26 protein-coding genes are annotated in these 24,638 nt (G+C 33.9%); 8 read left to right on the top strand and 18 right to left on the bottom strand.

Going from position 1 to position 24,638, the window contains the following annotated elements; genetic code table 11:
• The first annotated feature begins 1 nt into the window (after nucleotide 1).
• The 5 genes from T335_RS0105265 to T335_RS0105245 all read left to right on the top strand — a co-directional run bounded on the left by T335_RS0105265 (nucleotide 2) and on the right by T335_RS0105245 (nucleotide 5,219).
• Complete coding sequence (locus T335_RS0105265) at nucleotides 2–1,240, top strand: lactate/malate family dehydrogenase (protein WP_026476608.1); 1,239 nt, start codon at nucleotides 2–4, stop codon at nucleotides 1,238–1,240.
• Entirely contained in the window at nucleotides 1,237–2,292 is a 1,056-nt protein-coding gene (locus T335_RS0105260; RefSeq protein ID WP_026476607.1) for a flavodoxin family protein, read from the top strand. Before T335_RS0105265 ends, T335_RS0105260 begins: the two co-directional genes overlap by 4 nt.
• 112 nt (nucleotides 2,293–2,404) lie before the next feature.
• Entirely contained in the window at nucleotides 2,405–2,938 is a 534-nt protein-coding gene (locus T335_RS0105255) for a hypothetical protein (protein WP_026476606.1), read from the top strand.
• 211 nt (nucleotides 2,939–3,149) lie between these two features.
• Nucleotides 3,150–4,427 carry a putative DNA modification/repair radical SAM protein gene (locus tag T335_RS19930; RefSeq protein WP_034327781.1) on the top strand — a complete coding sequence of 426 codons (1,278 nt, stop codon included), beginning with the start codon at nucleotides 3,150–3,152 and terminating at the stop codon, nucleotides 4,425–4,427.
• Nucleotides 4,428–4,466: 39 nt separating this feature from the next.
• On the top strand, nucleotides 4,467–5,219 hold the full coding sequence (locus T335_RS0105245) for a TIGR03915 family putative DNA repair protein (RefSeq protein WP_242837253.1): 753 nt from the start codon (nucleotides 4,467–4,469) through the stop codon (nucleotides 5,217–5,219).
• A 42-nt stretch (nucleotides 5,220–5,261) separates the two neighbouring features.
• Here the strand turns inward: T335_RS0105245 and T335_RS0105240 are convergent, their stop codons facing one another.
• From T335_RS0105240 to T335_RS0105200, 9 genes are all read right to left on the bottom strand, one after another.
• Nucleotides 5,262–6,002 (bottom strand): nitroreductase family protein, encoded by a 741-nt coding sequence (locus T335_RS0105240; protein WP_026476604.1) that lies wholly within the window; start codon nucleotides 6,000–6,002, stop codon nucleotides 5,262–5,264.
• Nucleotides 6,003–6,051: 49 nt separating this feature from the next.
• Nucleotides 6,052–6,504 (bottom strand): hypothetical protein, encoded by a 453-nt coding sequence (locus T335_RS22480; protein ID WP_026476603.1) that lies wholly within the window; start codon nucleotides 6,502–6,504, stop codon nucleotides 6,052–6,054.
• Between the two features lie 139 nt (nucleotides 6,505–6,643).
• Complete coding sequence (locus T335_RS0105230) at nucleotides 6,644–7,918, bottom strand: MFS transporter (RefSeq protein WP_026476602.1); 1,275 nt, start codon at nucleotides 7,916–7,918, stop codon at nucleotides 6,644–6,646.
• Between the two features lie 118 nt (nucleotides 7,919–8,036).
• Nucleotides 8,037–9,266: a MerR family transcriptional regulator gene (locus T335_RS0105225; RefSeq protein ID WP_026476601.1), complete on the bottom strand. Its 1,230-nt coding sequence runs from the start codon at nucleotides 9,264–9,266 to the stop codon at nucleotides 8,037–8,039.
• Between the two features lie 265 nt (nucleotides 9,267–9,531).
• The gene (locus T335_RS0105220; protein ID WP_026476600.1) at nucleotides 9,532–10,248 is read right to left on the bottom strand and encodes a CBS domain-containing protein; all 717 of its coding nucleotides are present in this window, start codon (nucleotides 10,246–10,248) and stop codon (nucleotides 9,532–9,534) included.
• Between the two features lie 32 nt (nucleotides 10,249–10,280).
• Entirely contained in the window at nucleotides 10,281–10,772 is a 492-nt protein-coding gene (locus T335_RS0105215) for a metallophosphoesterase family protein (protein WP_034327778.1), read from the bottom strand.
• Between the two features lie 50 nt (nucleotides 10,773–10,822).
• A complete protein-coding gene (locus T335_RS0105210; RefSeq protein WP_026476598.1) occupies nucleotides 10,823–11,608 on the bottom strand; it encodes a PfkB family carbohydrate kinase in 786 nt (261 codons plus the stop codon).
• A gap of 73 nt (nucleotides 11,609–11,681) precedes the next feature.
• Nucleotides 11,682–13,277: an NAD(P)/FAD-dependent oxidoreductase gene (locus T335_RS0105205; protein WP_026476597.1), complete on the bottom strand. Its 1,596-nt coding sequence runs from the start codon at nucleotides 13,275–13,277 to the stop codon at nucleotides 11,682–11,684.
• 276 nt (nucleotides 13,278–13,553) lie between these two features.
• Nucleotides 13,554–13,814 carry a hypothetical protein gene (locus T335_RS0105200; RefSeq protein ID WP_026476596.1) on the bottom strand — a complete coding sequence of 87 codons (261 nt, stop codon included), beginning with the start codon at nucleotides 13,812–13,814 and terminating at the stop codon, nucleotides 13,554–13,556.
• Nucleotides 13,815–14,141: 327 nt separating this feature from the next.
• Between T335_RS0105200 and T335_RS0105195 the strand changes: the two genes are divergently transcribed.
• Nucleotides 14,142–15,371 carry a GGDEF domain-containing protein gene (locus tag T335_RS0105195; RefSeq protein WP_026476595.1) on the top strand — a complete coding sequence of 410 codons (1,230 nt, stop codon included), beginning with the start codon at nucleotides 14,142–14,144 and terminating at the stop codon, nucleotides 15,369–15,371.
• Between the two features lie 78 nt (nucleotides 15,372–15,449).
• Here the strand turns inward: T335_RS0105195 and T335_RS0105190 are convergent, their stop codons facing one another.
• Nucleotides 15,450–15,869: a hypothetical protein gene (locus tag T335_RS0105190; RefSeq protein ID WP_026476594.1), complete on the bottom strand. Its 420-nt coding sequence runs from the start codon at nucleotides 15,867–15,869 to the stop codon at nucleotides 15,450–15,452.
• Between the two features lie 296 nt (nucleotides 15,870–16,165).
• On the opposite strand from T335_RS0105190, the gene T335_RS0105185 reads away from it, so the two are divergent.
• Together T335_RS0105185 and T335_RS0105180 are read left to right on the top strand one after the other, a co-directional pair.
• A complete protein-coding gene (locus T335_RS0105185) occupies nucleotides 16,166–17,083 on the top strand; it encodes a hypothetical protein (RefSeq protein ID WP_026476593.1) in 918 nt (305 codons plus the stop codon).
• A gap of 191 nt (nucleotides 17,084–17,274) precedes the next feature.
• Nucleotides 17,275–17,871: a hypothetical protein gene (locus tag T335_RS0105180; protein WP_026476592.1), complete on the top strand. Its 597-nt coding sequence runs from the start codon at nucleotides 17,275–17,277 to the stop codon at nucleotides 17,869–17,871.
• A 184-nt stretch (nucleotides 17,872–18,055) separates the two neighbouring features.
• Here the strand turns inward: T335_RS0105180 and T335_RS0105175 are convergent, their stop codons facing one another.
• From T335_RS0105175 to T335_RS0105140, 8 genes are all read right to left on the bottom strand, one after another.
• Nucleotides 18,056–19,090, bottom strand: coding sequence for an ABC transporter substrate-binding protein (locus T335_RS0105175; protein WP_026476591.1), 1,035 nt, complete (start codon nucleotides 19,088–19,090; stop codon nucleotides 18,056–18,058).
• Nucleotides 19,087–19,866 carry an ABC transporter permease gene (locus T335_RS0105170; protein ID WP_207640647.1) on the bottom strand — a complete coding sequence of 260 codons (780 nt, stop codon included), beginning with the start codon at nucleotides 19,864–19,866 and terminating at the stop codon, nucleotides 19,087–19,089. Before T335_RS0105170 ends, T335_RS0105175 begins: the two co-directional genes overlap by 4 nt.
• Nucleotides 19,860–20,684, bottom strand: a complete 825-nt coding sequence (locus T335_RS0105165) for an ABC transporter permease (RefSeq protein ID WP_026476589.1) — start codon at nucleotides 20,682–20,684, stop codon at nucleotides 19,860–19,862. The genes T335_RS0105170 and T335_RS0105165 overlap by 7 nt, the downstream gene beginning before the upstream one ends.
• Nucleotides 20,684–21,724 (bottom strand): spermidine/putrescine ABC transporter ATP-binding protein, encoded by a 1,041-nt coding sequence (gene potA, locus T335_RS0105160; protein WP_026476588.1) that lies wholly within the window; start codon nucleotides 21,722–21,724, stop codon nucleotides 20,684–20,686. The genes T335_RS0105165 and potA overlap by 1 nt, the downstream gene beginning before the upstream one ends.
• A 380-nt stretch (nucleotides 21,725–22,104) precedes the next feature.
• Entirely contained in the window at nucleotides 22,105–23,022 is a 918-nt protein-coding gene (locus tag T335_RS0105155; RefSeq protein WP_026476587.1) for a LiaF transmembrane domain-containing protein, read from the bottom strand.
• The gene (locus tag T335_RS19925; protein WP_051569149.1) at nucleotides 23,022–23,507 is read right to left on the bottom strand and encodes a hypothetical protein; all 486 of its coding nucleotides are present in this window, start codon (nucleotides 23,505–23,507) and stop codon (nucleotides 23,022–23,024) included. Before T335_RS19925 ends, T335_RS0105155 begins: the two co-directional genes overlap by 1 nt.
• Nucleotides 23,497–23,976: an anti-sigma factor gene (locus tag T335_RS0105145; RefSeq protein WP_026476586.1), complete on the bottom strand. Its 480-nt coding sequence runs from the start codon at nucleotides 23,974–23,976 to the stop codon at nucleotides 23,497–23,499. The genes T335_RS19925 and T335_RS0105145 overlap by 11 nt, the downstream gene beginning before the upstream one ends.
• A complete protein-coding gene (locus tag T335_RS0105140; RefSeq protein ID WP_026476585.1) occupies nucleotides 23,954–24,526 on the bottom strand; it encodes an RNA polymerase sigma factor in 573 nt (190 codons plus the stop codon). Before T335_RS0105140 ends, T335_RS0105145 begins: the two co-directional genes overlap by 23 nt.
• Nucleotides 24,527–24,638: the final 112 nt, after the last annotated feature.

The raw sequence follows: 24,638 nt of genomic DNA, 5'->3' as shown, positions 1-24,638 counted from the left end.
CATGTATTATTATCTATTACAGGATAAAATTCTTTTTTCTCTAGACCACTACCCCCAATTGAAAGAGATTAGGGAGGAGGTGGCAAAAAGCCATAGAGGAATAATATACCTTCTTAAGAAGGTAGAAGCCCCTGCCCGACGGAGTTTTTCGGTTTCTAGCCCATCTCTAATCTTTTCTCAGAAGGAGGACTTAAGCCTTCTTCTAAAGGAGGACGAAGTAAGTCATGACTTGCCCCAATGGATTCTAGATAAGATTAGTAATGGTGAAGTGATGTCCATTAATACCCTCTATGAAGATTGGCAGGAGGTTTTAAGTAATCCCCTACCCAAGAAATGGCGACTTAATATTGCTGGATTGGGGGATGTTGGAGGAACCCTATTAATTGGCTTAAGACTATTGGGCTTTGATACCCTTAGAGAGATTGGTATTTATGATCGAACAATGGATAAGTTAAAGCGTTGGGAATATGAAATTAATCAGATTGACGGCTTTCAAGCATCTAACATGCCTGAGGTAAAGATTTTAAAAGAAGAGGAAATTTTTGATTGCGACATCTTTCTTTTCTGTATTGCTGCTAGGGTGCCTGCCATCGGTGAGGAAAAGGTTGATGTACGAATGGTTCAATTTGAAGAGAACGCCAAAATCATTAACACCTATGGCGCTTTAGCCAGAAAAGCAGGATATAAAGGGATTTTTGCTGTGGTATCTGACCCTGTAGATCTCCTTTGTAAATCTGTCTATCTTGCAAGTAACACCAATGAAGAAGGTCTTTTCGATGGAAAGGGTCTAGCTCCAGAGCAAGTTAGGGGCTATGGACTAGGGGTGATGAATGCTAGAGCTTTATACTATGCCGACCGTCGAGAAGATACAAAACATTATATTAAGGAAGGTAGAGCCTTTGGCCCCCATGGGGAGGATCTAATTATTGCCGACAGTATAGAAAACTATAACCATCAACTGTCTTTATATTTAACTGAAAAAGCAAGAACAGCTAATCTAGCTGTTAGGGAAACTGGCTTTAAACCTTATATTGCCCCTGCCCTTTCTTCTGGTACTCTATCAATTTTAGCCACCCTTAGGGGAGAATGGCATTATAGTGCTACCTATATGGGTGGGGTCTACATGGGGGCGTTAAATCGTCTACTTCCCTCTGGTACTGAGGTGGAAAGGTTAGCCCTACCTTCACAACTGATGGAACGACTACAAACTACTTATAACAAACTGGGGAGTCTCCTATGATTTATGTAATTATGGCTGGGGAGCCTTCTCCCCAGTTAATCAATATGATGGAGGCGGCTACCAAAGGGCATAAATTTCGTGTTATAAAAGATGAAACTGAGCTTCCTAACTTACAAAATGTAAAAATCCTATTTGCTATTGAACTGGGAAGCTTAGGATTTAATATATCCCTACTAAAAATTTTATCTGTCCTCTCTAGTAGGGGGAATGATGCATTACTGGGTTCTGTAGGGGCTTTACTGGTCCATAGTAAAAGTGATCTATATACAAAGAGTACTGCTGCCCATATCATTTTTATGGCTAATCAACTGGGGTGTAGTTTTATAGGGCATCCTCTAGTAGAAGCTATTGGCGGGTTAAAAAACTTTAAGACATGGCAGAAAAGACTTAATTTATCCCTTGAAGAAATTTCACTATCTCTTTCTGGCCAATTGGGGGCACGTTTAGCTCAGTTTGCTTACAAAAAGATAGAAAATCCAAATATTGTAGCCCTTCATTCCAGTTCTCGTGCTACCTCTAATACTTTATCTCTTTGGAATATGGTTACTGAAAGTTTAAACAACTGCAACTTGGATGAACTTTATATTAAAAATGGTTCTGTTTTTGATTGTTATGGCTGTTCTTATAAAACCTGTATGCAGTTTGCCCAAGAGAGCAGTTGTTTTTATGGTGGTGTGATGACAGAAACAATATTACCCACCATCGAAAAGGCAGATGCCTTAGTATGGATTTGTCCTAACTATAATGATTCTATCTCATCTAACTTAATGGCGGTAATTAATCGTTTAACCACGCTGTATCGGATCATGGATTTCTATGATAAAGCCATCTTTGCAGTCATTGTTTCTGGCAACTCTGGCTCTGACTCTATTGCAAGGCAGTTGATTGATGCTCTAAATATTAATAAAGGCTTTTATCTCCCCCCCTACTTTGCCATAATGGAGATTGCTAATGATTTGGGAGCGATTCTGAGGGTTGAGGGTATTGAAGAGAAGGCTAGGGATTTTGGGGAACATATTGTTAAATCTGTAACTATATTAGATGCAAATTAACTAAAAGATTATAGTATTAGAGCATTAAATTATTGATAAAATTGCTAATCGTTATTAATAGTAGTATTATAACAATCCCAAATCTGATCTATATTACATAAGGGGGATTTAGATGAACTGGTTACCGATAATATACACATTATTACTATTTCTTATTGGCTTATATTTAGCTATAAAACTAAATAAAAAGATTATCGTTATTATTATTTTAACTTTATTTATCGTTTACTCCTATGAAGTATTTACAATCCACCGAAGCTCAGTTATTTCACAGGTTTTTTTATCAAATCAAGTAGAAGTGACTTCTTTAAATAATGAAAAGAATTTTCTAGTTGATTCTAGTTCTTTATTAGAGGATACAGATAGCCTTCTAGGTCGAAAAAAACCTAATGTTAAAAGTATGACTTCTTCTTATAAACTAGCATTTCACAATGATGATCAAAAGCTTCTTACTGCTTACATTCTAACAATTAACAAGAAAGATGAGCTAGACAATGAATTTCAAATGTATGATTATGAAGAATTCCAAGAGGGATATGCTATTCTAAGGTTTAGAGGTAGATATTATCATATGGGCCAAGATTTTTACACTAATTTAGAGAAGGTTTTAAAAAGTTCCCTTTTCAATAGAAGGGAGCTTTTTTGACGAATACACAATTAAAATTTCATTTTAGTATTTTAGTTTTTATTTTAGTTTCATTTTAATTTTTATTCTAGTATTCATTTTAGTTTTTCATTTTAGTCCTTCTAGTCAATTAAAATTACTTGAATCTATTTAAGAAAATACCGAACATACGTTTTATTTTTTCTTCTTTTGTGGTACAATAGGTAAAAGCAAGTTATCATGGAGGGGTATAATGGATATTCAAGAAAAACTTAAAATTTTGGCAGATTCAGCTAAATACGATGTTTCCTGTTCCTCCAGCGGTAGTAATAGAAAACATAAATCTGGTGGAATTGGCAGTACTGCGGTAAGTGGTATTTGCCATAGCTGGACTGATGATGGTCGTTGTATTTCACTTCTAAAAATACTGTATACCAATGACTGTGTTTACGATTGTGCTTATTGTGTTAATCGAATCACTAATGATATTCCCAGGGCTTCCTTCACGCCTAAGGAAGTAGCCGATTTAACCATCAATTTTTATAAAAGAAATTATATTGAAGGTCTTTTTCTTAGTTCTGCAATTACCCGCAACCCAGACCATACAATGGAGGGTCTTACTGAAGTTGTAAGAATTCTAAGGGAGGATTATCGATTCAATGGATATATTCATCTTAAGGGAATTCCAGGTGCAGATGAGCTTTTAATTGCTAAAGCAGGCCTTTATGTAGACAGAATGAGTGTTAATATAGAGTTGCCCTCTAGCGAAGGGTTAAAGCTATTGGCCCCTCAAAAAAAGAAGGAGAACATTCTCAAGCCCATGGGCTTAATTAATCGTAAAATTATCCAAACGATTGACGAGAAAAAACAATTTAAAAAAGTTAGTTCCTTCGTTCCTGCTGGCCAAAGTACTCAATTAATTGTAGGGGCAACAGCTGACCACGATTACAAAATTCTGCAATTAACAGAAGGTCTCTACCATAAATTCAACTTAAAAAGGGTTTATTATTCTGCCTATGTGCCGGTGGTTCAACATCCAAAACTTCCAGAGATGATTAACCCACCCACTATAAGGGAACATAGACTTTATCAAGCCGACTGGTTATTAAGATTTTACGGTTTTTCTGCTGAGGAGCTTCTAACTGAAGCCCAGCCAAACTTTGATCATGAACTGGACCCTAAAATAACCTGGGCTTTAAGAAACATCCATCTTTTCCCTATCGAAATTAACCGAGCAGATTATGAGATGCTACTACGCATACCCGGCATTGGTGTAAAATCGGCTCAAAGAATTATTGCAGCAAGAAAATTGGCTCCTATCAGCTACGATGGCCTTAAGAAGATTGGAGTTGTCTTAAAAAGAACAAAGTTCTTTGTAACCTGTCAAGGTAAATATTATGGAGGTATAGATGTTAAGGAGGGTTTAATTAGACAAAGTCTACTTTATAAACCAGTCAAAAGATCTACTCCTTCGTGGCAAAGTCATCAACTTTCCTTTTTTACCGATCTTATGCCCTATAATCATAATTAGTAGATCTATAAGTATGTTTCCATAGGAAGGGAGATTTCATTGAAGACGATATATCTTTATGATGGAAGTTTTGAAGGCTTATTAACTGCAATCTATCAATCTTATTATTTAAAGGACAAACCCGATAAAATAATCACCGAAAAAATTTTTCAACCTAATTTATTAGATCAAACCTATACAATAGAAACAGATTTAGAAAAATCTGAAAAGGTATACGAATCCATCTATCGTAAAATTTCCCATAAGGCTTTAAGAAACGTATACCATGTCTATTTATCTGAGGAAGAGGAAGCGGCTACAATCATCTATCAATACCTGCGTTTAGGATGGAAGATTGGTGCTTCTATAGAGTCTAACTTATTGGATGATAGAGTAATGGCAGTCGATAAAATTTGTTTAAAGGTAAAGAAAGAAAAGCATTGGATGCTAGGTCTGGTACGATTTCAGCAGCTGGTAGGTGACTTTTATTATGCAGTAATCGAACCAAAGTATAATATTACAGGGTTAATTTCCCCCCATTTCTTAGATCGAATGGGGGAATTAAATTGGATGATTCATGATAAAAAAAGAGAATTAGCATCTGTTTGCCTTGATAGACAGTGGGTAATTACAGATTTAGATTCCAATTTTAGCCCCCAACTAGATCAAAGCGAAAAAATCTATCAATCCCTATGGAAAGAGTATTTTGCTAATCTATCTATAAAAGAGCGCCATAACCCAAAACTTCAACGAAAAAATATGCCTGCCTATTATTGGAATAACTTAATAGAAAAGCAAAAAGATGAAAGGTAAAAAAATTCTCAGCTTTACTTAAAAGGATAGTTATTCATGCCGCTATCTAAACTTCTTTAAATATTCTGAAGCTGATCTAGTCATCTCTAATGAAAAGGCTGACATGTACTTACGATTACAGAAAGCCTTAATATCTTCATTGATATTTTTATCAGTAAAACCCCTTTTCTCATTTCTAATACGGTGCATTTCTTCATGTTCTTCTTTACTGATACTTTTATATTGATTTTCAAAAACGATATATTCCTTCTCAAAGCGTGGTGGTTTTACTCTATTTTTTTGTCCCTCTGTGGGGTATCCATAAACTAGCATAGCAGCTGGTATTACATAATCTGGTAAACCTAATAACTCTCTTACCGCCTCACAGTGCTCCAAAATATCACCAATATAGCAAGAGCCTATCCCTAAAGATTCTGCTGCTACTACTGTATTTTGGGCAGCAATAATAGCATCAGCACAGGCAAGTAAGATATCACCCTCGCCTGGTTTTCGTGGATTACATCCTTCAAAGACAAAAGTTTCATACCATCGTTGATAATCTGCAAGAAAAATCAATACCAAGGGAGCCTTTGAAATAAAGGGCTGGTTATCACAAATTACCGCTAGTTTTTCCTTTAATTTTTGATTAGTAATATCTAATATCGTATAGAGCATCATGTTTCCTGCTGTTGGTGCTTCGAAGGCAGCGTTAATAATTTCGTTTTTCTTTTCTGCTTCGATGTCTCTCTCTTCAAATTGCCTAACAGATCTTCTATTTTTTAATTGGTTTATCATTTCATTCATAACTTTCCCTCCTCTAATTTATCCTTTATTAAAATTTAATACATAAATTTTAATTTTTCACCCTATAAAAGAAACCAATTGAAAAGGAGACTATCATCAATCCATAGGATAGGATTATTGCATGAATACCATTAATGGAAGAGGTAAAAATCTTCATAATTAATACTGCAGTAGGCAGTACAAATACTACATAAAGTTGTGATAAGATCAATATGATAAAATTCATACTTTGCTCACTTTTAATTATATATTGCCAAATGTACAACATTAACCCTAAAGCCCATAGGCTATTTCCAATCATATAACTTTTTATTTTGTTTTCAGATTGAGCGAAAAGGCTACCTACCCATCCCCATAAAATAAGTAATATTATTGAAAAAATTCTAGAAAACCTAAGATAGAATGTCATAAGGACACTGTCCCTATTCACTAGAAAGCCTATTAATAATGGAATTAATAATAAAACAAATTTAGCCGAATTAGATAATTTTTTCATATTCATTATAATTCTCCTTAAATTTATTAATCTTAACGTTTCCATATTCTACAAATAGGTCTTTAAATCCTTTTTATTAATCAACTTAAACACTCAGACTTTAGTTTTATTTAGTAGTTTTATTTAGTAGTTTTATTTAGTAGTTTTATTTAGTAGCTTCATATTGAGCTTTATTACCTACCATTAGTAAATTAAGAATTAAAAACAGACTTCCTCCCCCTACTGGTAAAACCCATGGTGGCAATTTATTTATTACTGCTCCCGACAATATTAATGCAATTGGTAAAATGGCCTTTGCAACGCTCATTCCTAGACTTAAGACTCTCCCTCGATATTGGCTTGGGATCATAGTCTGCAACTGATAAAATAATGGTATATCAATAAAAGAAATAGATACCCCCATGATTAAAGAAAGGATACTATAATATCCTAAATAGACGTGTCCCCCAAACTTCATACTGATAGATACCGGTATCCCCAATAGCATCATGCAAAGGGCTAATATCCTGCTCATTCTGCGTAATAGTATGATATAAGGAATCTCCTTAGAAAACCTTTTAACCACCAGTGCACCAACAATCATTCCTATAGGAAACATAGCTTGGATCATTCCATAATAACTAGATTCCAACATCAATACACTATTAATAATATAAGGTAAAGGTACTGTTATAGAAAAACCTATAAAGAAATTTAAGAGAAAAAAAACGCTAAAAATAGGGATTAGGGTACTGCTATTTAAAATGTATCTTAATCCTTCTTTAATATCTTTAACAATACCATAACTTTTATTTTCTACTGGTTTACTGTCAATATTAAAATTAAAATCAATAAATAATTCCGTAACGCCAGAGAATAGATAGGATATTGCGTTAAAGAGAATAAATAATCGCATATCTATAAAGGCAAACACTATCCCTCCCACCATTGGACCTAAAATTCCAGTAATTGAATCAACAATTTTACTAACAGCATTTAAATTCATTAATTTATTTTTAGTTACGATATTAGGTTTTGCTGTCTCTATGCTAATTGCAAATATAGCTGTAAAGATGGACATTAAAAATGTATTAATATAGATCATACTAATTTTTAATCCCCAAAGCATCGTGAGGAGATAGAAGCTCATTAGTAATGTCCCGTTTAATAGATCCATTCCCACCACCAGTTTTTTCTTGTCAAAACGATCTGCAAGTACCCCTGCAAATGGATTCACAATCACCATAGGTATTGTTCCCAATACTAAAGTTATCGCAAAACTTAAACCTGATCCTGTCTTCTGTAAAACAAACAGTCCCATTGCAAAATTAAAGATTGCATTTCCAAATACTGATATAGATTTTCCTAGTAAAAATAAAATTAAATTTCGTAGCTCTCCCTTACTATCTCCTCTATTAATAACATTTTCTAATGCTGTCATAGTACCCCTCCTCGATTAACCCTTCATTTGTTTTTATTATATAAAGTTGTCCTAAGACAACAGCAATGGGAGGGATTAATGTTTTTAACATCAAAAAAACAAAAAGATAGGGTTAACCCTACCTTTCACAATGGACCATTAAATTATATACTTTTTCTCCCTTAACAAAATAGCCTTCGTATTTCCCACCTTTTTCTACATATTCGGAAATGTGTTCACCAAGGGCTTCATACCCTAACTCGAATATCTTCTCTTTTACAGTTTCTATCATAAAATTTTTTCGAAAATCTGCTTCTATGATACTATTTGTACTAAAATTTTTAAATAAAATGTAAGAACCCAATAGTTTAGCATGTTCCTTTACATAATGATTAATCCTACTTAATAAAAAATCACTATGATGGAAGCTATAGTTACTTGTACCTGAATGATCTATCAAAATATCTACAGAACAACGCTTCAAAGGAATCTCAAGAAAATCTACTTCAATAAAAACAATCTTTTTTTTGCAACCTGTTCTCTCTAACATATTTTTTAGGAACTTATGTCTATTAATATCATGATCCACTGCGATATAATAGCAATCATCGGGTAAATCTTGATAAATGTACCTTAAGAAAAAGCCCACACCAGAACCTAAATCTAAAAGAACTTTTCCCTTCATCTCACTAAAATTAATTTTCTTATATAGCCATTCTAAACCTTTATTTATATTATCTAGATAGGATGAATCCGTTACATTTATATATTCTCTAATATATGTAAAATAATCTTGTTGAAATTTCAATTCCTTGTCCATATCAGCATTACTTATTTTTAAGATTCCTGATTCAATGTAATAAAATTCTCCACATTGACGACACTCAAGTTTTCCATCCATAATTTGATTATCATTGATGATCCCATCATGTAAAACTAACTCCGAATTACACTTAGAACAGGCTAATAATTCTATCATCTTTATGTCTATTCCTAATTTAAAATCCTTTATTGATTCTTTTTCTGAAAGCTCATTTATTTTAATCTCTAATTTTTCTTTTTGATCTTTTAATATTGCAATTTCTTCTTTAAGTTCTTCATGTTTATCTATATATAAGGCTCTATAATAATCGTCCTTTTGATAGGGAGTTAACTTTCCTAACCGCTTAAACTTAAATATGGTTTTAATCTCATTTAAGCTGAAGCCCATATTTTTTAATTCGATAACATTATCTAAATCAATCTGACATCTTTCTTCAAAGGTGTATTGTCCCCCATGTTTTTGGGGCAGAATTAATCCTAATTCCATATAATGACGTATTGTATCGATACTTACTCTATTATGTTTTGCAAAAGCACCTATTCTCATTTCAACACCCCTTTAATAATCATCAGATTTTAAAGTACTTACTTCTATTTGTAATTGTAATTATCCAACCAATTTATCGTTATTTATTTAACAATATTTATCCTGCATTGATATTTCTATTATTGTAATTTTTTGTTAATTTATTATTCTTAGTTCTTCTTTAATTGTTATCTACTTTAATTGTTATCTTCTTTAGTTCTTATCTTCTTTAATTCGGGTTTCTTGTAGCATAAGTATACAAATGAGTTATGCTATTCCTCCCCAGTTAACCCAATTTATTATATAAGTCCCATTCAGTTAGTAGCCCTAGTAATTTTCCATCCTTTGTTCCGTCTGAGGTAATAAACAGTCCAATTAATCTATGTTGATCTCTATTTCTGTCTTTAAAATAATTTTTAGCCTCGTAAATATTTAGAGTCTTATTTACAAATAGAAACTGTTCTTTTCTATGACTTTCTAACTCGGTAAATTCCTTTAAATCCTTCATCAATGTATTGTTTGATAGTAGACATTTTTTTGTACTTGCTAAATAGTGAATCAGAACATGTCCATTAAAAACACCAACAACAGCCTCATTATCCAGTAGAGGTACCCTTGATATGAGTAAATTTTCCATAGCATCTGTTATGTCTAGAATAAGACTATCTGGTGTGGCCACCAACATTTTTGATCTGTGGGTACAGATATCATAGACCGTTAAAGGATTTCTAAATCGGTTTAAAACACTTCTGTAATGTTCTATAACTTCAGGTAGTGGAACTGCAATTGCCCCCTTCACACCAGTCACTGTATCATGAACAATACAATTCCTTAACCTTGCGTATTGTTTTAAAAGTTCGAGATTCTGAGCTATTAAGTCATTTTTCTTAGACATAATTTCTAGAGCCTTAACATGAAAAATACTATTATTCAGTTTTAGGGCATTTTTAATTTCTCTATCTAGGTCATTATAAATCTGAATAAACTCTTCTACTCTATCCATAAAAGTTACACCTTCTTCTTCTTCAAATTTAACTAATGGCGAAATTTCATTTCTACCACTACTTCACCCTCTTTAATCTCCAACACAATATAAGAGAACCACCTTTCCCTTCTTTTATTGGTAAATGAGCCTGGGTTTAACATTAACACCCCTTTTTTAGTTTGAACTAATGGTTGATGACTATGACCAAAAACGATTATATCTACAGTATCCTCTTGAAAAGTATCGAAGGCCCGTTCAATAGTGGTTTTCTTGGTACCATGGCCATGAAAAACCCCGATTCTAAGGTCTGCTATCTCTATTATTTCCTTCTCATTTAGTTTCTTTTTAACTTCTTCTGAGTCAGCATTACCCCATACCCCTATAAACTTACCTGTAGCTTGTAGTAGTCTTAGTGCCCCTTCATGATGATAGTCGCCAGCATGGATAATCATATCAAATTCTAAAAAATGAAATTCTATCATTTCTTTAAAACCTTCTATTTGCTTATTAATGTGGGTGTCAGAGATGATTGCTATTTTCATGGAGTATTTCCTCCCTTGTATAAGTTGTAAAAGGCCTATCTTAAGCTCAGCTAAAATCCTCCAATCTTTTGACAAGCACTAGAAGCCCACTCCGTTGCCATTTCCATTGCTTCCTTAGGCGTCCCTCCTTCTAAAATCCTAGCAATATATCCTGCGATATAGCTATCTCCTGCTCCTAATGTATCCACAACCTCTATCTTTTTTGCAGGACATTCATATAACTTATCCCCATCATACACACAGCTTCCCTTACTTCCCATTAAAAAAATAATCTGTTGTCCCGCTTTTAAATTCACACCATTAATAATTTCACTTCTTTGGTGCTCTAGATCTTCCCCAGAGAAAAAACTATAATCAACCCAATCGATACATTTATTAATTGTGGTTAATCCCCTTAGTATTGAAAAATCGTAGGATATTGTTGCATTTCCTTTACTTGGCCCTAAATGTTGGATCATTCTTCCCATAACAGAAGCATGTATATGATCATGTTGTTGAATAAAGGCTAATTGCTCTTCTGTTAATTCAAACTCCTCATAAACTCCATGTTTTTTTTCTTTAAAAATTCGTTCACCCTTGACTGAATCAATTATTGATATAGCTGTATTTCCCTCAATTAAATCGGCGTAACTTACATCTATACCCGCTGATCTAATAAAATCTTTAAATTCGTTACCCCTTTCATCTGTTGCAAAAGGCCCCACATAGCTCAATGAATAATTTTTGTTTTTACTTAAGTTCATTAAAAAATTGATAACAGTACCTCCATAATGGTACTTCTTTTGCTTCAGATAATAATCCATGATATTCTCACCAACACCTACAATCTTCTTCACAAAAAGTTCCTCCAATCCTTACAATTCTTACTCAATAAAGATATTAGACTCCCCAATTTAGGAAACCACTATGTTATTGTAAGGGAGCATATTTTTTAGCAATTGCTTCCGCCACCTTAATTCCATCTACCGCAGCAGAAATGATTCCTCCTGCATAGCCTGCACCTTCGCCAGAAGGATATAGCCCTATAATATTACTTTCAAGGTCTTGATTTCTCAAAATTCTAATAGGAGACGAGCTTCTGGTTTCTACCCCCGTCATGATCGAATCTCCCATAGCAAAACCCTTTAGTTTTTTGTCTAACTCTAATAAGGCCTCCTTCATGGTTTCTGTCACAAAGTTTGGTAGACATTCTCTCAGATCAGTCAAATGGACTCCAGGGGTGTAGGATGGTTTTACTTTTCCTAACTCAGTTGAAGACACATCTTGTAAAAAATCTTTAACCAATTGTGCTGGTGCATGATAGTTAGAACCACCAGCCTTAAAGGCTTCTTTTTCCCATTTCTCTTGAAAAAATACGCCCGCCAACGGATGATTGTCATGAAAATCTTCAGGCCCTACCCCTACTAACAGGGCGCTGTTGGCATTTTCTAAATTTCTTGCGTAATAACTCATCCCATTAGTTACTACGCCGCCTTCATCAGATGCTGCTGCTACAACTTGTCCACCAGGGCACATACAGAAGGTATAGGCCGACCTACCATTTCTAGCATGGTAGGATAATTTATAGTCGGCTGCTCCCAACTTAGAATTCTCCCAACAGGTTCCATACTGACTTTTATTTATGATTTCTTGTGGATGCTCTATTCTTACCCCTATGGAGAAGGCTTTTTGTTGAATATCAATTTTATTCTCGTAAAGCATGTGGAAAGTATCTCTAGCACTATGACCAACTGCTAACACAACGGCTTCAGTTGGAATAACTTCTTCATGATTAACCTCCACACCTGCTATTTTGTCCTCTTTTATGATGAAATTAGTAGCCTTACTACTAAATCGAACTTCTCCCCCTAAAGCGATTATTGTTTCTCGAATGTTCTTTACAACCCTTCGTAGATGATCTGTTCCTACATGGGGCTTACTGTAATAGATAATTTCTTCTGGCGCACCTGCCTCAACTAATTCTTCTAATATTTTTCTACATCTAATATCCTTAATTTGAGTAGTTAACTTACCATCTGAAAAAGTACCTGCCCCACCTTCTCCAAACTGTACATTTGACTCTGGATCTAACTTTCCATTTTTCCAAAAATCAGCAACATCTCTGCTTCTTTCATCTACTGCCTTTCCTCTTTCTAGTATAATTGGTCTATATCCCATTCTTGCTAGAATTAATCCTGCAAATAATCCTGCCGGCCCTGTACCAATAACAACTGGAGGGTAGCTTAACTTACTACTTCCTGTTTCAACATACTGATATGCTTTATTTGGGGTTTTAATAATATTTTTATCTTTAATTCTATTAAGCACTTTATCTTCATTTTTAATGTCTACATCTAGGGTATAGACAAATTGAATTTGGTCTTTTTTTCTAGCATCTATGGATTTTTTATAGATGGTATATCCCTTTAGATCTGTTTCATTAACCTTTAATTTTTTTAAGATTATATCTTTAAGCATTTCTTCGTTTTGGTCAATTGATAGCTTTATTTCTGCAATCCTAATCATTTTAAACATCCTTCCTTTGTTCCTATTTCTACTTAAGTATAACTGTATATGATAGAATCCTTATTTACAAGTATCCCCCAACTTATTCCTCCCCATTAACTAAAATAATTCATAAGGAGCTTAACAATAGAGGAAATTACATAATACCATAACGCTGTATTTATATTTTTTATGCAAAATAAAAACTAAGTCACCCATTGTGAAGTGAGTAGTTTCCTCAATAATATATTCCCATTAATATAAACCTAAATTAATGATGTAATTTTTCACCCTTTATTAACCTCCAGCCCTCATAAACATCTTTCTAAAATTAGTAATCACATGATCTATTATTTTTTCATCACCTATAAAAGTGATCTTCACTCTGGTCATTTTAATTGAGCCAAGCATTTCTTCGCTTTCAACTAAATTAACCCTCCAATTCTTATCAAGAAACGTATCCTCTCCTTCTTGCTTACAACCTAGTTCTTCAAAATATTGAACAAATTCCCACGTTGGGATTCCTCCCATATCTAAGGTTTTTTCAACTTTATCCATACTATCATTCCAACTTTCTATATCAATCTATATCAATCTATATCAATCTATATCAAACTCTATCAATATTTAAATCTAATTTTATCATAAATCTCCACGACTATCTGAAATTAATTTCTTTTCTACACTAGATTAAGAAATTGCAGCATACCATAAATCTGAATTTATATTTTGTTTTATGCAAAGATAAAAACAACGTTGTGCGTTGTGCATTGTGAAAAGCCACTATCTTGTCAATAGAACCATTTATCTATTAAATTAGCCTATAATAAATGTTATAATAAAACAACATACGACATTTTTTCACTGAAAGAAAGGATGAAATCTTTGAAAGCTATAACAAAACTACTACGATCCTTAGTCCTCCCTTTATTAATTGTCATTGCAGGAATCTTCTTATACCTTAAACTAACTGAATTACCTACTTCAGTTACATTACTAATGTATTATTTACCCTATGGTATTTTATTAATAGGGATGCTTTTATCTTTACGATTTAATCGTAGTCGGATTTTCTTTATTTTAGTGGTTCTTTTAGCCAGTTTATTAACGATCGTTTATGCCCCTAAAATATTAATGATCTATGATGACCTAACTATTTTTTACCTAGTATTAGGGGTTATTATTCCAATAAATTTAGCCATCTTTTCTCTTTTAAAAGAGAGGGGTTTTTTCACAGTATGGGGAGTTCTTCGTTTTATCTTTATCTCCCTTCAGCTAGCCTTTATCGTTGGTAGTGTTGGTGCATCTAATTATACTAACCTCGAATTTTTATATAAAGATTACATAAACCTTCCCTTTAATACTAATAGTCCTCAGTTGGTCATCTTTAGTATTACACTATCTGTTGTAGGTTTACTAGTTAAGGGTTATATTAATTCAGCTTATTCTGATGGGCCATTAATTGCTAGCTTAATTGCCATCACCATTGCTTTAAGCATCAAAACGACTACTGGTGTATTAGTGCTTTTTTCTGCCATTGGGATTGTTCTAATCATAAGTATTATTCAAGATTCCTACCGAATGTCCTATTTAGATGAACTGACAGGGCTACCAGGTAGGAGGGCGTTAAAGGAAGATATGTTAAAACTTAGTGGTACATATTCTGTTGCTATGCTGGACATTGACTTTTTTAAGAAATTCAATGATAAACATGGACACGATGTTGGTGATGAGGTCCTTAAAATGGTAGCCAACTGCTTATCAAAAGTAACTGGTGGGGGAAAGGCCTTCCGTTATGGTGGTGAAGAGTTTACAGTTCTTTTTCCCGGTAAGTCTGCCGATGAAACATTAAGCCATTTGGAGGAACTACGAGAGACTGTAGCCAAAAGGGCCTTTATATTAAGAAGCCCTAATCGCCCGAAAACAAAGCCTAAAACAAAGTCTCAAACCACTAGAAAATCTCCTTCAACTGTTGGCAGAAAGCTCTTTGTAACCATCAGTATTGGGGTTGCCAATCGAACAAAGGAAACTAAGTCTCCCCAAGAGGTAATGAAAAATGCAGATAAAGCCCTTTATAAAGCTAAAAAGAAGGGAAGAAACTGTGTCTGTAGATAGTAATAAAAACTGATAGATAATTATGAAAAAGGAAGGTTTATGGTTTCTTTCCAGCTCCATAGCCCTTCCTTTTAATTGTCATTCAATTTCAAGTATTTCTTTTAATTCTTTAAATTGTGCTGATGATAATATTCTAAAATAACTTGAGTTATTACTTCTTTTGAAAACAATCACCTGGTCTTCTTTAACCCATATATTAAGATTATGGGTCACCATCGATTCAGGATTTAAAATGCTAATAACAAAGTCTGGATAATCCTTTGGTTCTTCTCCTTCGTAGATTATCCCAATACTATTATATAACTTTTTATACCGAGCAATTTTTTCTTCCTCTTTTATATTTTTATAAAAATGCACTCTGCCATTGTCGTCAACCTGCTCTCCCACCATAAGTACCTCTTCAGGAAAAGTTGTATTGTTAACAAAGTAATACCATATACCAAAAACCCCTATTAATAGCCCTGCTACGATGGCTATTATTTTTATAACACTCTTCATATTTTAATCAACCCCTTGTCTAATGTCATTACAGTTTATCAATATACATTACTAAGCTATCTATAGAGAATTTGAATATTATTTCCCCCTTTCATACTTTATATACCCTATTATATCAAATTATTTTAATTTAAATACATATTTTTCAAATTTTCCATTGACTACCTGTTTGTTTTTTTGTATACTTAAATAAAAGAAATCAAAGAATGCTTACTATATTATTCCGAAAGGTGGGAAAGCAACAAAGCTTAACACATGTCAGACAATACTATAATTTTAACAAAGGAGCTGTTTATATGAAAAAATTTTCGAGTAAGAGAATTTTGATGATTCTTGCTTTGGTAATTTTGATAACATCTAGCATTACATACGGTGCTACTCGTTCTTGGAATCTATTGAATGGCACTGCTTACTATAGGAGTGATTTTATTGGACAAAAAAATAGTGAATTAGGTGTGAGATATGATGTTAACTATTATGTTCGAGATCAAGTTGAGAAACGTTCTAATAGTAATGCTATATTACATTCAAGGCAATATGTAGGGGCAAGTAGCGCATCTAGCAACTTACAATTTGGCATCCTATGGATATATGATGAATATGGTAATAATTCTGTAGACTATTGGCATTTGTTTGGTATGCCAGTTCGCAATACAAATTACACCTTTTCACCTAACTGGTCATTTGCTAATTTCAATACCACTAATCGCCATTTAATTACTGATCAATTCTTCCAAGACGGCACCACTGGTTTATCTTCAGATAAAGTCGTATATAGAGTTAATACTGCTGGTACACTATCTATTCAAGATGAAGTACAGTCTAATATTGAAAAAACTGATCTTGAAATGGCTTCTTCCAATGTAGATTTTAATATATCTACATTGGAAAGTTTACCAGACAATTTTAACGATTCAACAAATGTTTATGTTATTGAACGTTCTAACTTACCCAACCTAATCAAGCAAAGTTGGACTGACGATAAGAGTGGAGACTTTATTATATTTCAACAGACTCCTAAGCTACATACTTCAGATTCAGATATTGCTATAGAATTGAATATACAAGAACGTATAATAGAAAATGAATGGATTGGAAAGACTATAGTGGTATTAAATTGGGAAGATAAAGGTATGGTATACTCATTAGCAGGAACTCTGAGTGATACTGTCAGTGTAGATACACTATATACTTTATTCAATTCTATCCAATAGATTTACCTCCAGTTTTTATATATAAATAATGTTATATGAATAGGGTTAAAATTAAAATGTAATGTTAGAGGGAGTCCCATATTGGCTCCCTCTACTATTAATTCTTGATTTAGAAAATAAAATATTAATTATTAGTTTATGTTTTAATTTTGAAAAACCAGTTGCTTAAACTTTAAGAAAGGAGATTTTATATGAAAAAATATTTAAGCATTCTAATGATTTTAACCATCCTTTTAGTAGGCTGTAGCACAACTGATAGCTCTTCTAATTCTGATGATTCCTTAAAAGGAGAATACCTAGAATTAGTTAAGCAGGTGGAAGAATTTAATCATCAGTATGGTGGTAACTATGCTTTGCCTTTATCCCCTGACTACCCCATTTTACACGTTTATTTAGCTAACCCCCCTTTAGAAACGATGTCCCCAGACATGGTTATTCATTATGGACTGTCTAAAGAAGAACTCCGACCACATTTTCAAGATGAGGCCTTCATTAAATCTTATGAAGAGTCGACAGGAAGAATTATCTATGGATATTACGAAGGAGATATGATAGCAGAATTAAGTTATTATCCACAAAAACATGGCGAGGTATCCAGTAAAGATGTCTGGGTAATAGATGGGAGGGATATTCCCTACAAGGTCATGAATGTAGAGGGAGAGAAGCTTATCATAACAGGAATCAATCTTGAGAAGGGTGGATATAGAATCGAATATCATATATCTGATCTGTTTGGAGAAGATGAAGCTAAAGAATTAACAAGATTCTTTTTAAAAGAGATTAATTAATTGTAAGTAGTTATTTTAAATACAGCCTGTAACAAAGTTTTGCTTCCTATGGTTTAAAGGATGACTTTAGGTGAAGAAACTAAGCAGATAACCAATTAATTTAAAAAGACAGGTTAGCTAAAGGGACCTTTGAGATAAAATCTGAGTTCTCCTTTGCTATACCTGTCTATTAATTTTCTCTTATCTATTTAGCCTTTACTTCTGTCCAAATTCTATCATAAACACTTGCAGAACTTGATAAGTCTTCAAAGACTTCACAGTCTTCTAGATCCTCCATTGCTGGATAAGCTGCCATGTCATTCATTAAAGATGGATCTAACTGCTTCTTTGCCTCAGTGTGGGGCGTAGAATAGCCAATATAATCAGTATTCATAAAGGCAATATCTGTTCTTGTCATAAAGTTAATGAATTTCTCTGCTAATTCCTTATTTTTACTGGTTTTAGGAATAACCATAGAATCAAACCATAGGTTACTACCTTCCTCTGGAATTGCATAGGCTAAGTCAGGGTTTTCCCTCATCATATAAACTGCATCTCCTGACCAAACTACTGCCAATGCAGCCTCTCCCGAAATCATTTTATCTTTAACCTCATCACCTACATAAGCTAGTACTAGCGGTTTTTGCTCAATTAGAGCATCTTTTGCTTCTTCTAACTCTTGGGTATTTTTAGTATTTAAAGAGTAACCCAACATTTTTAATGTAATCCCAATAGAATCCCTTTGGCTATCTAACATTAAAATCTGTTTGCTATATTTTTCATCCCATAGGATTTTCCAACTATCTACAGGATCATCTACCATAGTTTTATTATATAAAATCCCTACCGTTCCCCACATATAAGGGACAGAATACTCATTATTAGGATCAAAGCCAAGGTCTTTAAACTGATCATCAATATACTGATAATTTGGTACATTATCAAAGTCTATTTTGTGCAGTAAATCCTCATCAATCATCCTTTTAATCATGTAGTCGGATGGAATGGCTACATCATAGTTTCCGCCTCCAGCGTTGATTTTAACATACATATCTTCGTTAGTGGCAAATTCATCATAGACAACTCTTACCCCAAATTCCTTTTCAAACTCTCTAATTACATCTTCATCGATGTAGTCCCCCCAGTTGTAAACCGTAAGGGTTTCTCGTCCACCACTACAACCTGCTAAAAGGATTGTGGCAACTACCATAAATAATACTAATTTAAAATATTTTTTCAATTATCTCCCTCCTCTGTATTATCCATTCTTTTGTTTACTATAATTAGTAAAGTAAGAACACTTAGAAACATGATTGTTGATAATGCATTTATTTTAGGGTTTATACCCCTTCTTGCCATAGAATAAATGGTGATTGATAGGTTCGCCACCCCAGACCCTGTCGTAAAGAAACTGATTACAAAGTCGTCAATAGATAGGGTGAAGGCTAATAATAGCCCCGTTATTATTCCTGGTTTTATTTCTGGAATAATTATTTTTCGTAATGCATATAGGGGACTGGCCCCAAGATCAAGGGCAGCCTCATAAAGATGCTTATTGAGTTGCCTTAGCTTAGGCAATACCGATAGTATTACATAGGGTATATTAAAAGTAATATGAGCCAATAATAAAGATGTAAATCCTAAGGGTATTTTTAAAAATATCAGCAATAACATTAGGGAGATCCCTGTAACGATATCTGCATTTAAAACAGGCAAGTAGGTTAAGTTCATTATAATTCCTTTATTAAATCGATTCATATTATAGATCCCGATGGCAGCAGCTGTCCCAATTATAGTGGCAATTATTGAGGACAACACAGCTATCCCAAGGGTCACATATAAGGCCGACATAATCTGTCTATCTTGAAACATTTCAACATACCAGTTAAGGGTAAATCCATCCCAGCTTCCCCTAGACTTTGAGCTATTGAAGGAAAAAATAATTAGGACTAAAATGGGAGCGTATAGAAACAGAAAGATTAAAGAAGTATAAAAACGTTTTATAAACTTTACCATAATCCGCCTCCCTCCTGTTCCTTCTCATATTTACCCATAACCCCCATACTAATTAGTATAAGGATTAGCATGATAACTGAAACGGCAGAACCAAAACCCCAGTCGCCAACAAATAAAAACTGTTGCTCGATTAAGTTACCTATTAGGGTAAATTGTCCGCCCCCCAGTAACCTAGGAATAACAAAGGTAGTTACCGCTGGCATAAATACCATTGTAACCCCTGAAAGCACCCCTGGTATACTTAAGGGTAGTATGATCTTTCTAAAGGTAGTAGCTGAGTTAGCACCTAAGTCGCCTGCTGCCTCCAGTAAATTTTTGTCTATCTTAATTAATACTGAGTAAATTGGCAACACCATAAAGGGTAGAAAGTTATAAACCATCCCCAGTATAACAGCTCCTTCATTATATAAAAAATCCTTTGGAGCTATATTCAATAGACCTAAAAGGGAGTTTAAGATCCCATTTCTCTCTAAAAGGGTCATCCACGCATAGGTCCTTAACAAAAAATTCATCCACATTGGTATGATAAATAGCAACACCATCACATTTCGATTTTTTAGTTCTTTGTCTGCTAGAATCATTGCCATAGGATACCCTAACAAAAGACAGACTCCTGTACTGACAAGGGCTAGCTTAAAAGATCTCCATAATACATTAATGTAGATTGGTTCAAAAAATCTTTGAAAGTACTCTAGGGTAAATCCTAGTCCTTCACTTGTATTGTAAGTAACACTATAGAATAATATCAGAAATAGGGGCAACAGAATAAAAATAATCATCCAAACAATATAAGGATAGGAAATCCACTTTAGCTTCATCAGATCACCCTCTTCATAATATGAATATCATCTGGTGATATCTTAATTCCCACAGGGCTGTCCACCTGTTCCATAGATGTGCTATGGACCATCCAATCGATCCCCATGCTATGGATAATCATTTCATAATGGACCCCTTTGAAAGTCACAGACGTTACCTTGCCCTTCAGCATACCTTCAGCTATATCTACCAGCTTAATATCTTCTGGGCGAATAACGATATCTACCTCTTCACCTACCCCAAAACCTGTATCTACACAGTCAAAAATATTATCAGCAAAGGCTACTTTAAAATCTTCTATGTACTTCCCTTTTACAATATTACTTTCACCAATAAAGTCAGCCACGAAGGAATTCTTCGGCTCATTATATATATCTTCCGGTGTCCCAATTTGCTGTATTAAACCATCCTTCATCACAACTATCGTATCAGACATTGTTAGGGCTTCTTCTTGGTCATGGGTAACATAAATAAAGGTAATCCCTAAATGTTGTTGTATTTTCTTTAGTTCAAACTGCATATCTTTTCTTAATTTAAGATCTAATGCCCCTAAAGGCTCGTCCAGCAAGAGAACTTCTGGTTCATTAACAATAGCTCTTGCAATAGCTATTCTTTGCTGCTGCCCACCACTTAGGGAGTTTACAGAACGTTTCTCATATCCTGCAAGGTTTACCAGCTCAAGTACCTTTTTTACTTTTTCTTTAATATCACTATCAGCTATTCCTTTAATTTTTAAACCAAAGGCAATATTTTCAGCGACATTCATATGAGGAAACAAAGCATACTTTTGAAATACTGTATTCACTCTTCTTTTATGGGGGGGTACATCAGTTATGTCCTTCCCTTCAAAAAGAACCCTTCCCGAATTTGGAGTCTCAAAGCCACCTATAATTCTAAGGGTAGTGGTCTTTCCACATCCACTTGGGCCTAGCAGAGTCAAAAACTCATTTTTCCGAATATATAAGTTCATATTCTTTAAAGCTTCACTTCCTCCGTAGCTCTTGGATATATTCACGAGATTGATAATTTGATCCTCCATAGGCTTCCCCCCATTTTCATAAGATTAAGGTTTATATTTACAGCAAACTTCAACCATCTAACATGAACAAGAACCCCATAAAAAAACAGCCCCCCATATTCAGTCGATGGCTACATGATCGTTGCAAATATTTTTTTAGTAATTCTAGTAATAACATATTAGGACTTTAAAGTCAATAAAACTTAAATAAAATAACTATTTCGTATTATTATAACATAACATCAACAACTATTTCCATCAATCTAAATCAAATTATTTTGCCTAATTAAATTATGGAGGCTGTATATTTAATTTGAACTTTCCTTTTCGCTATAAAATAAATGGCTCACCTATTTCTGGGAGCCATTTATTTCTAATTAAATATTCATTTTTGAACTTAATTAATTTAATTTAAGGACTTCAACGTTACTTTTAACTATATGAAGCTTATGATCTCCATTGCCTAAAACCACTTTTCCTACAGCATAACCATCCTCCTGCTGATTTATATCCCATTCTACATTACCCCTTAAGTTGGGTTCATATTCTGTTATAGCCTCTAGCAGGAAGTTAGAGTTGCTATTTCCATTGACCTGCACATTAAAACTATTATTAATTAACCAGTTACCCCTAACTGCTTCGCCATCTATCATTACTTTAGATAAATAATGATTTCCACCTCTAACTTCAACATCAATCTCTCCTGGTAAATAAAGATTGAAGCTAATGTTATTAACTCCTGTTTTAATATCATATCTTCTTTCAAAGGAAGGTAGTTGTATATACAATGTATTTTCTATCTCATTGATATAGACTTCTTCTTTACTAATAATCTCTCTTGCCCCATCCATCGACTCTGCAAAAACATCGCTGGTTCCCTTATAAATTATGTTTGCCCCTTCTGTTTTATTGAGCTCTAATATTGATGAATTTGGGGATGTAATGACAACTTTTCTTATATGATTACCGACAACAATTTCTTCTTGGGGAATTGAGACAGTATAGTCTCTACTGTTTACAGCAACAGCCACATGTTGAATAATACCTGAAGAGGTAACCCCATATAAAATGCCACTAGTTATAAAAATACACATAATCATGAAAATACTAAATACATCATACCTTATTTTTACTTGTTCTTCTTTTCCACGATAAATATAAAAGAGGATTTCTGCACCTATCATAATTAAAATTACAGGCCACCAGGTCAGTAGCTTATCCATTATTTCATAGCCGCCTAATAATGAAACAAATAAAATAACCCCCAATAAAATTAGTGCAACCCCCATGGTTAATGTACCAACTCTCCATTTTCCCATTATTGATCCTTTCCTTTCCCCTGTTGTGTTCCTGCCAACAGTTTAACTCCGCCTAATATTAATACCACAGAGATTGTTCCCATATGAATATATTGCCTCATCTGCCACCCAAAATTACTACTTACAATAGGCATTAATATTCTATCAAAAATTAGTAATCCACCTAAAACGATAAAACCATAACCTAATATCTTATTCTGATCTCCAGCCCATCGCTTATTATGATCTAACCAATTGAATATTAAAACATCAGAATCTATAAGTTCCTCATGGCCATTAATTTTTCTTAATCCGTCGAAAAAGCTATAAAACCAAATAATAGGCAATACAAACATAAACAGACTTAATCGAACCAATTCCGTTAAGAACATCGGCAAAACGAATAACGTCATTAATTGAAGCCCTTGTTTTTTAAGTCCCAAATACATATGGGCTGCTCCAGGTAAAAAACACAACATAAATCCAAAAAATCGATTAGTTTTCATCTACATCACTCCCTTGTTTTAATGATCTTAATTCTAATTTTTCAAAAGTTGAATCTAACATTCGCTGTGACCAACCAGCTGGCACAATCTCTTCTACTCGTTTACTGGAACTGATCATCTCTGAGGTGGCACGGGGTACTTCTGTAAGAAACAAATCAAAAATACCACCATACATTAGCACCATCGTAATAGATGCAGCAACAACATAGTATTTAAATAAGACCTTTCTATCGTAGGGCTCGTTTTTTGTTGTTGAAGGTAGTTCTAAATTTAATTCTTCGAAAACTTTGCTTGTAAAATCTAAGGAAGGCTCAATCTCTTCTAAGGGATTAGCTCCCTCTAATAGAGATAAGTAGACATTCATACACTCATCACATTGATAAAGATGCTCTTCCAATAACTGAACTTCCCACTGTTCTAGTTCATTATCAATATATTTCTGCCATTTATCTTGGTGGTAATGATGCATCTAAGTCTGCCTCCTTCCATGCTTCCCGCAGTAAGTTTTTCCCCCTATATAACCTAGACTCTACTGTTCTTACACTAATTCCTTCTTTCTCAGCAATCTCTTTATAACTCATAGCGTTTAGATAATAGCTTTCAAGTACTCCACGATATCTTTCAGGTAATTGATTTAAGACAATCTTTAGCTTTTTTGTATCTTCCCCCTGAAGGATTTTTTCTTCGGGTGATGGCTCTAGCATTTGGCTATGGATTTCTTGATGTTGACAATATGCCAAAAAGCCAGCTCCTTCCCGTTTAACTTTTCGATTCCAATCTATTGCCTTGTGAACAGCAATTTTCCCAATCCAACTTTTAAAACCTTGTCCTTGATAGCTATTAAGGGAGTTATAGACCTTAATGAAGGTTTCTTGAGCAATGTTTTCAGTCTCTTCTTTATTTTTTGTGATGTTTAATATAATTGAAAAGACGTAATTTTTATAGGAATCTACTATTTTGCCAAATGCAATTGGATCCCCCGTTGACGCCCTTTTAATTAATAATTCATCTTGTTCCATAACTCACCTCCCCCATTCAACTATAAAGACGATGGTTTTTTAGATAACCCTGCAAAAAAAATAAAATAATTTAAAATAAATCTATAGGTCTTCATAACAGGGTAAAGCCAAT

Origin of the sequence: Alkaliphilus transvaalensis ATCC 700919 (assembly GCF_000621485.1) — a bacterium.
Lineage (GTDB): Bacteria > Bacillota > Clostridia > Peptostreptococcales > Natronincolaceae > Alkaliphilus > Alkaliphilus transvaalensis.
The sequence above is the reverse complement of the archived record's forward strand: the minus strand, read 5'-3'. Positions and strand labels throughout refer to the sequence as shown.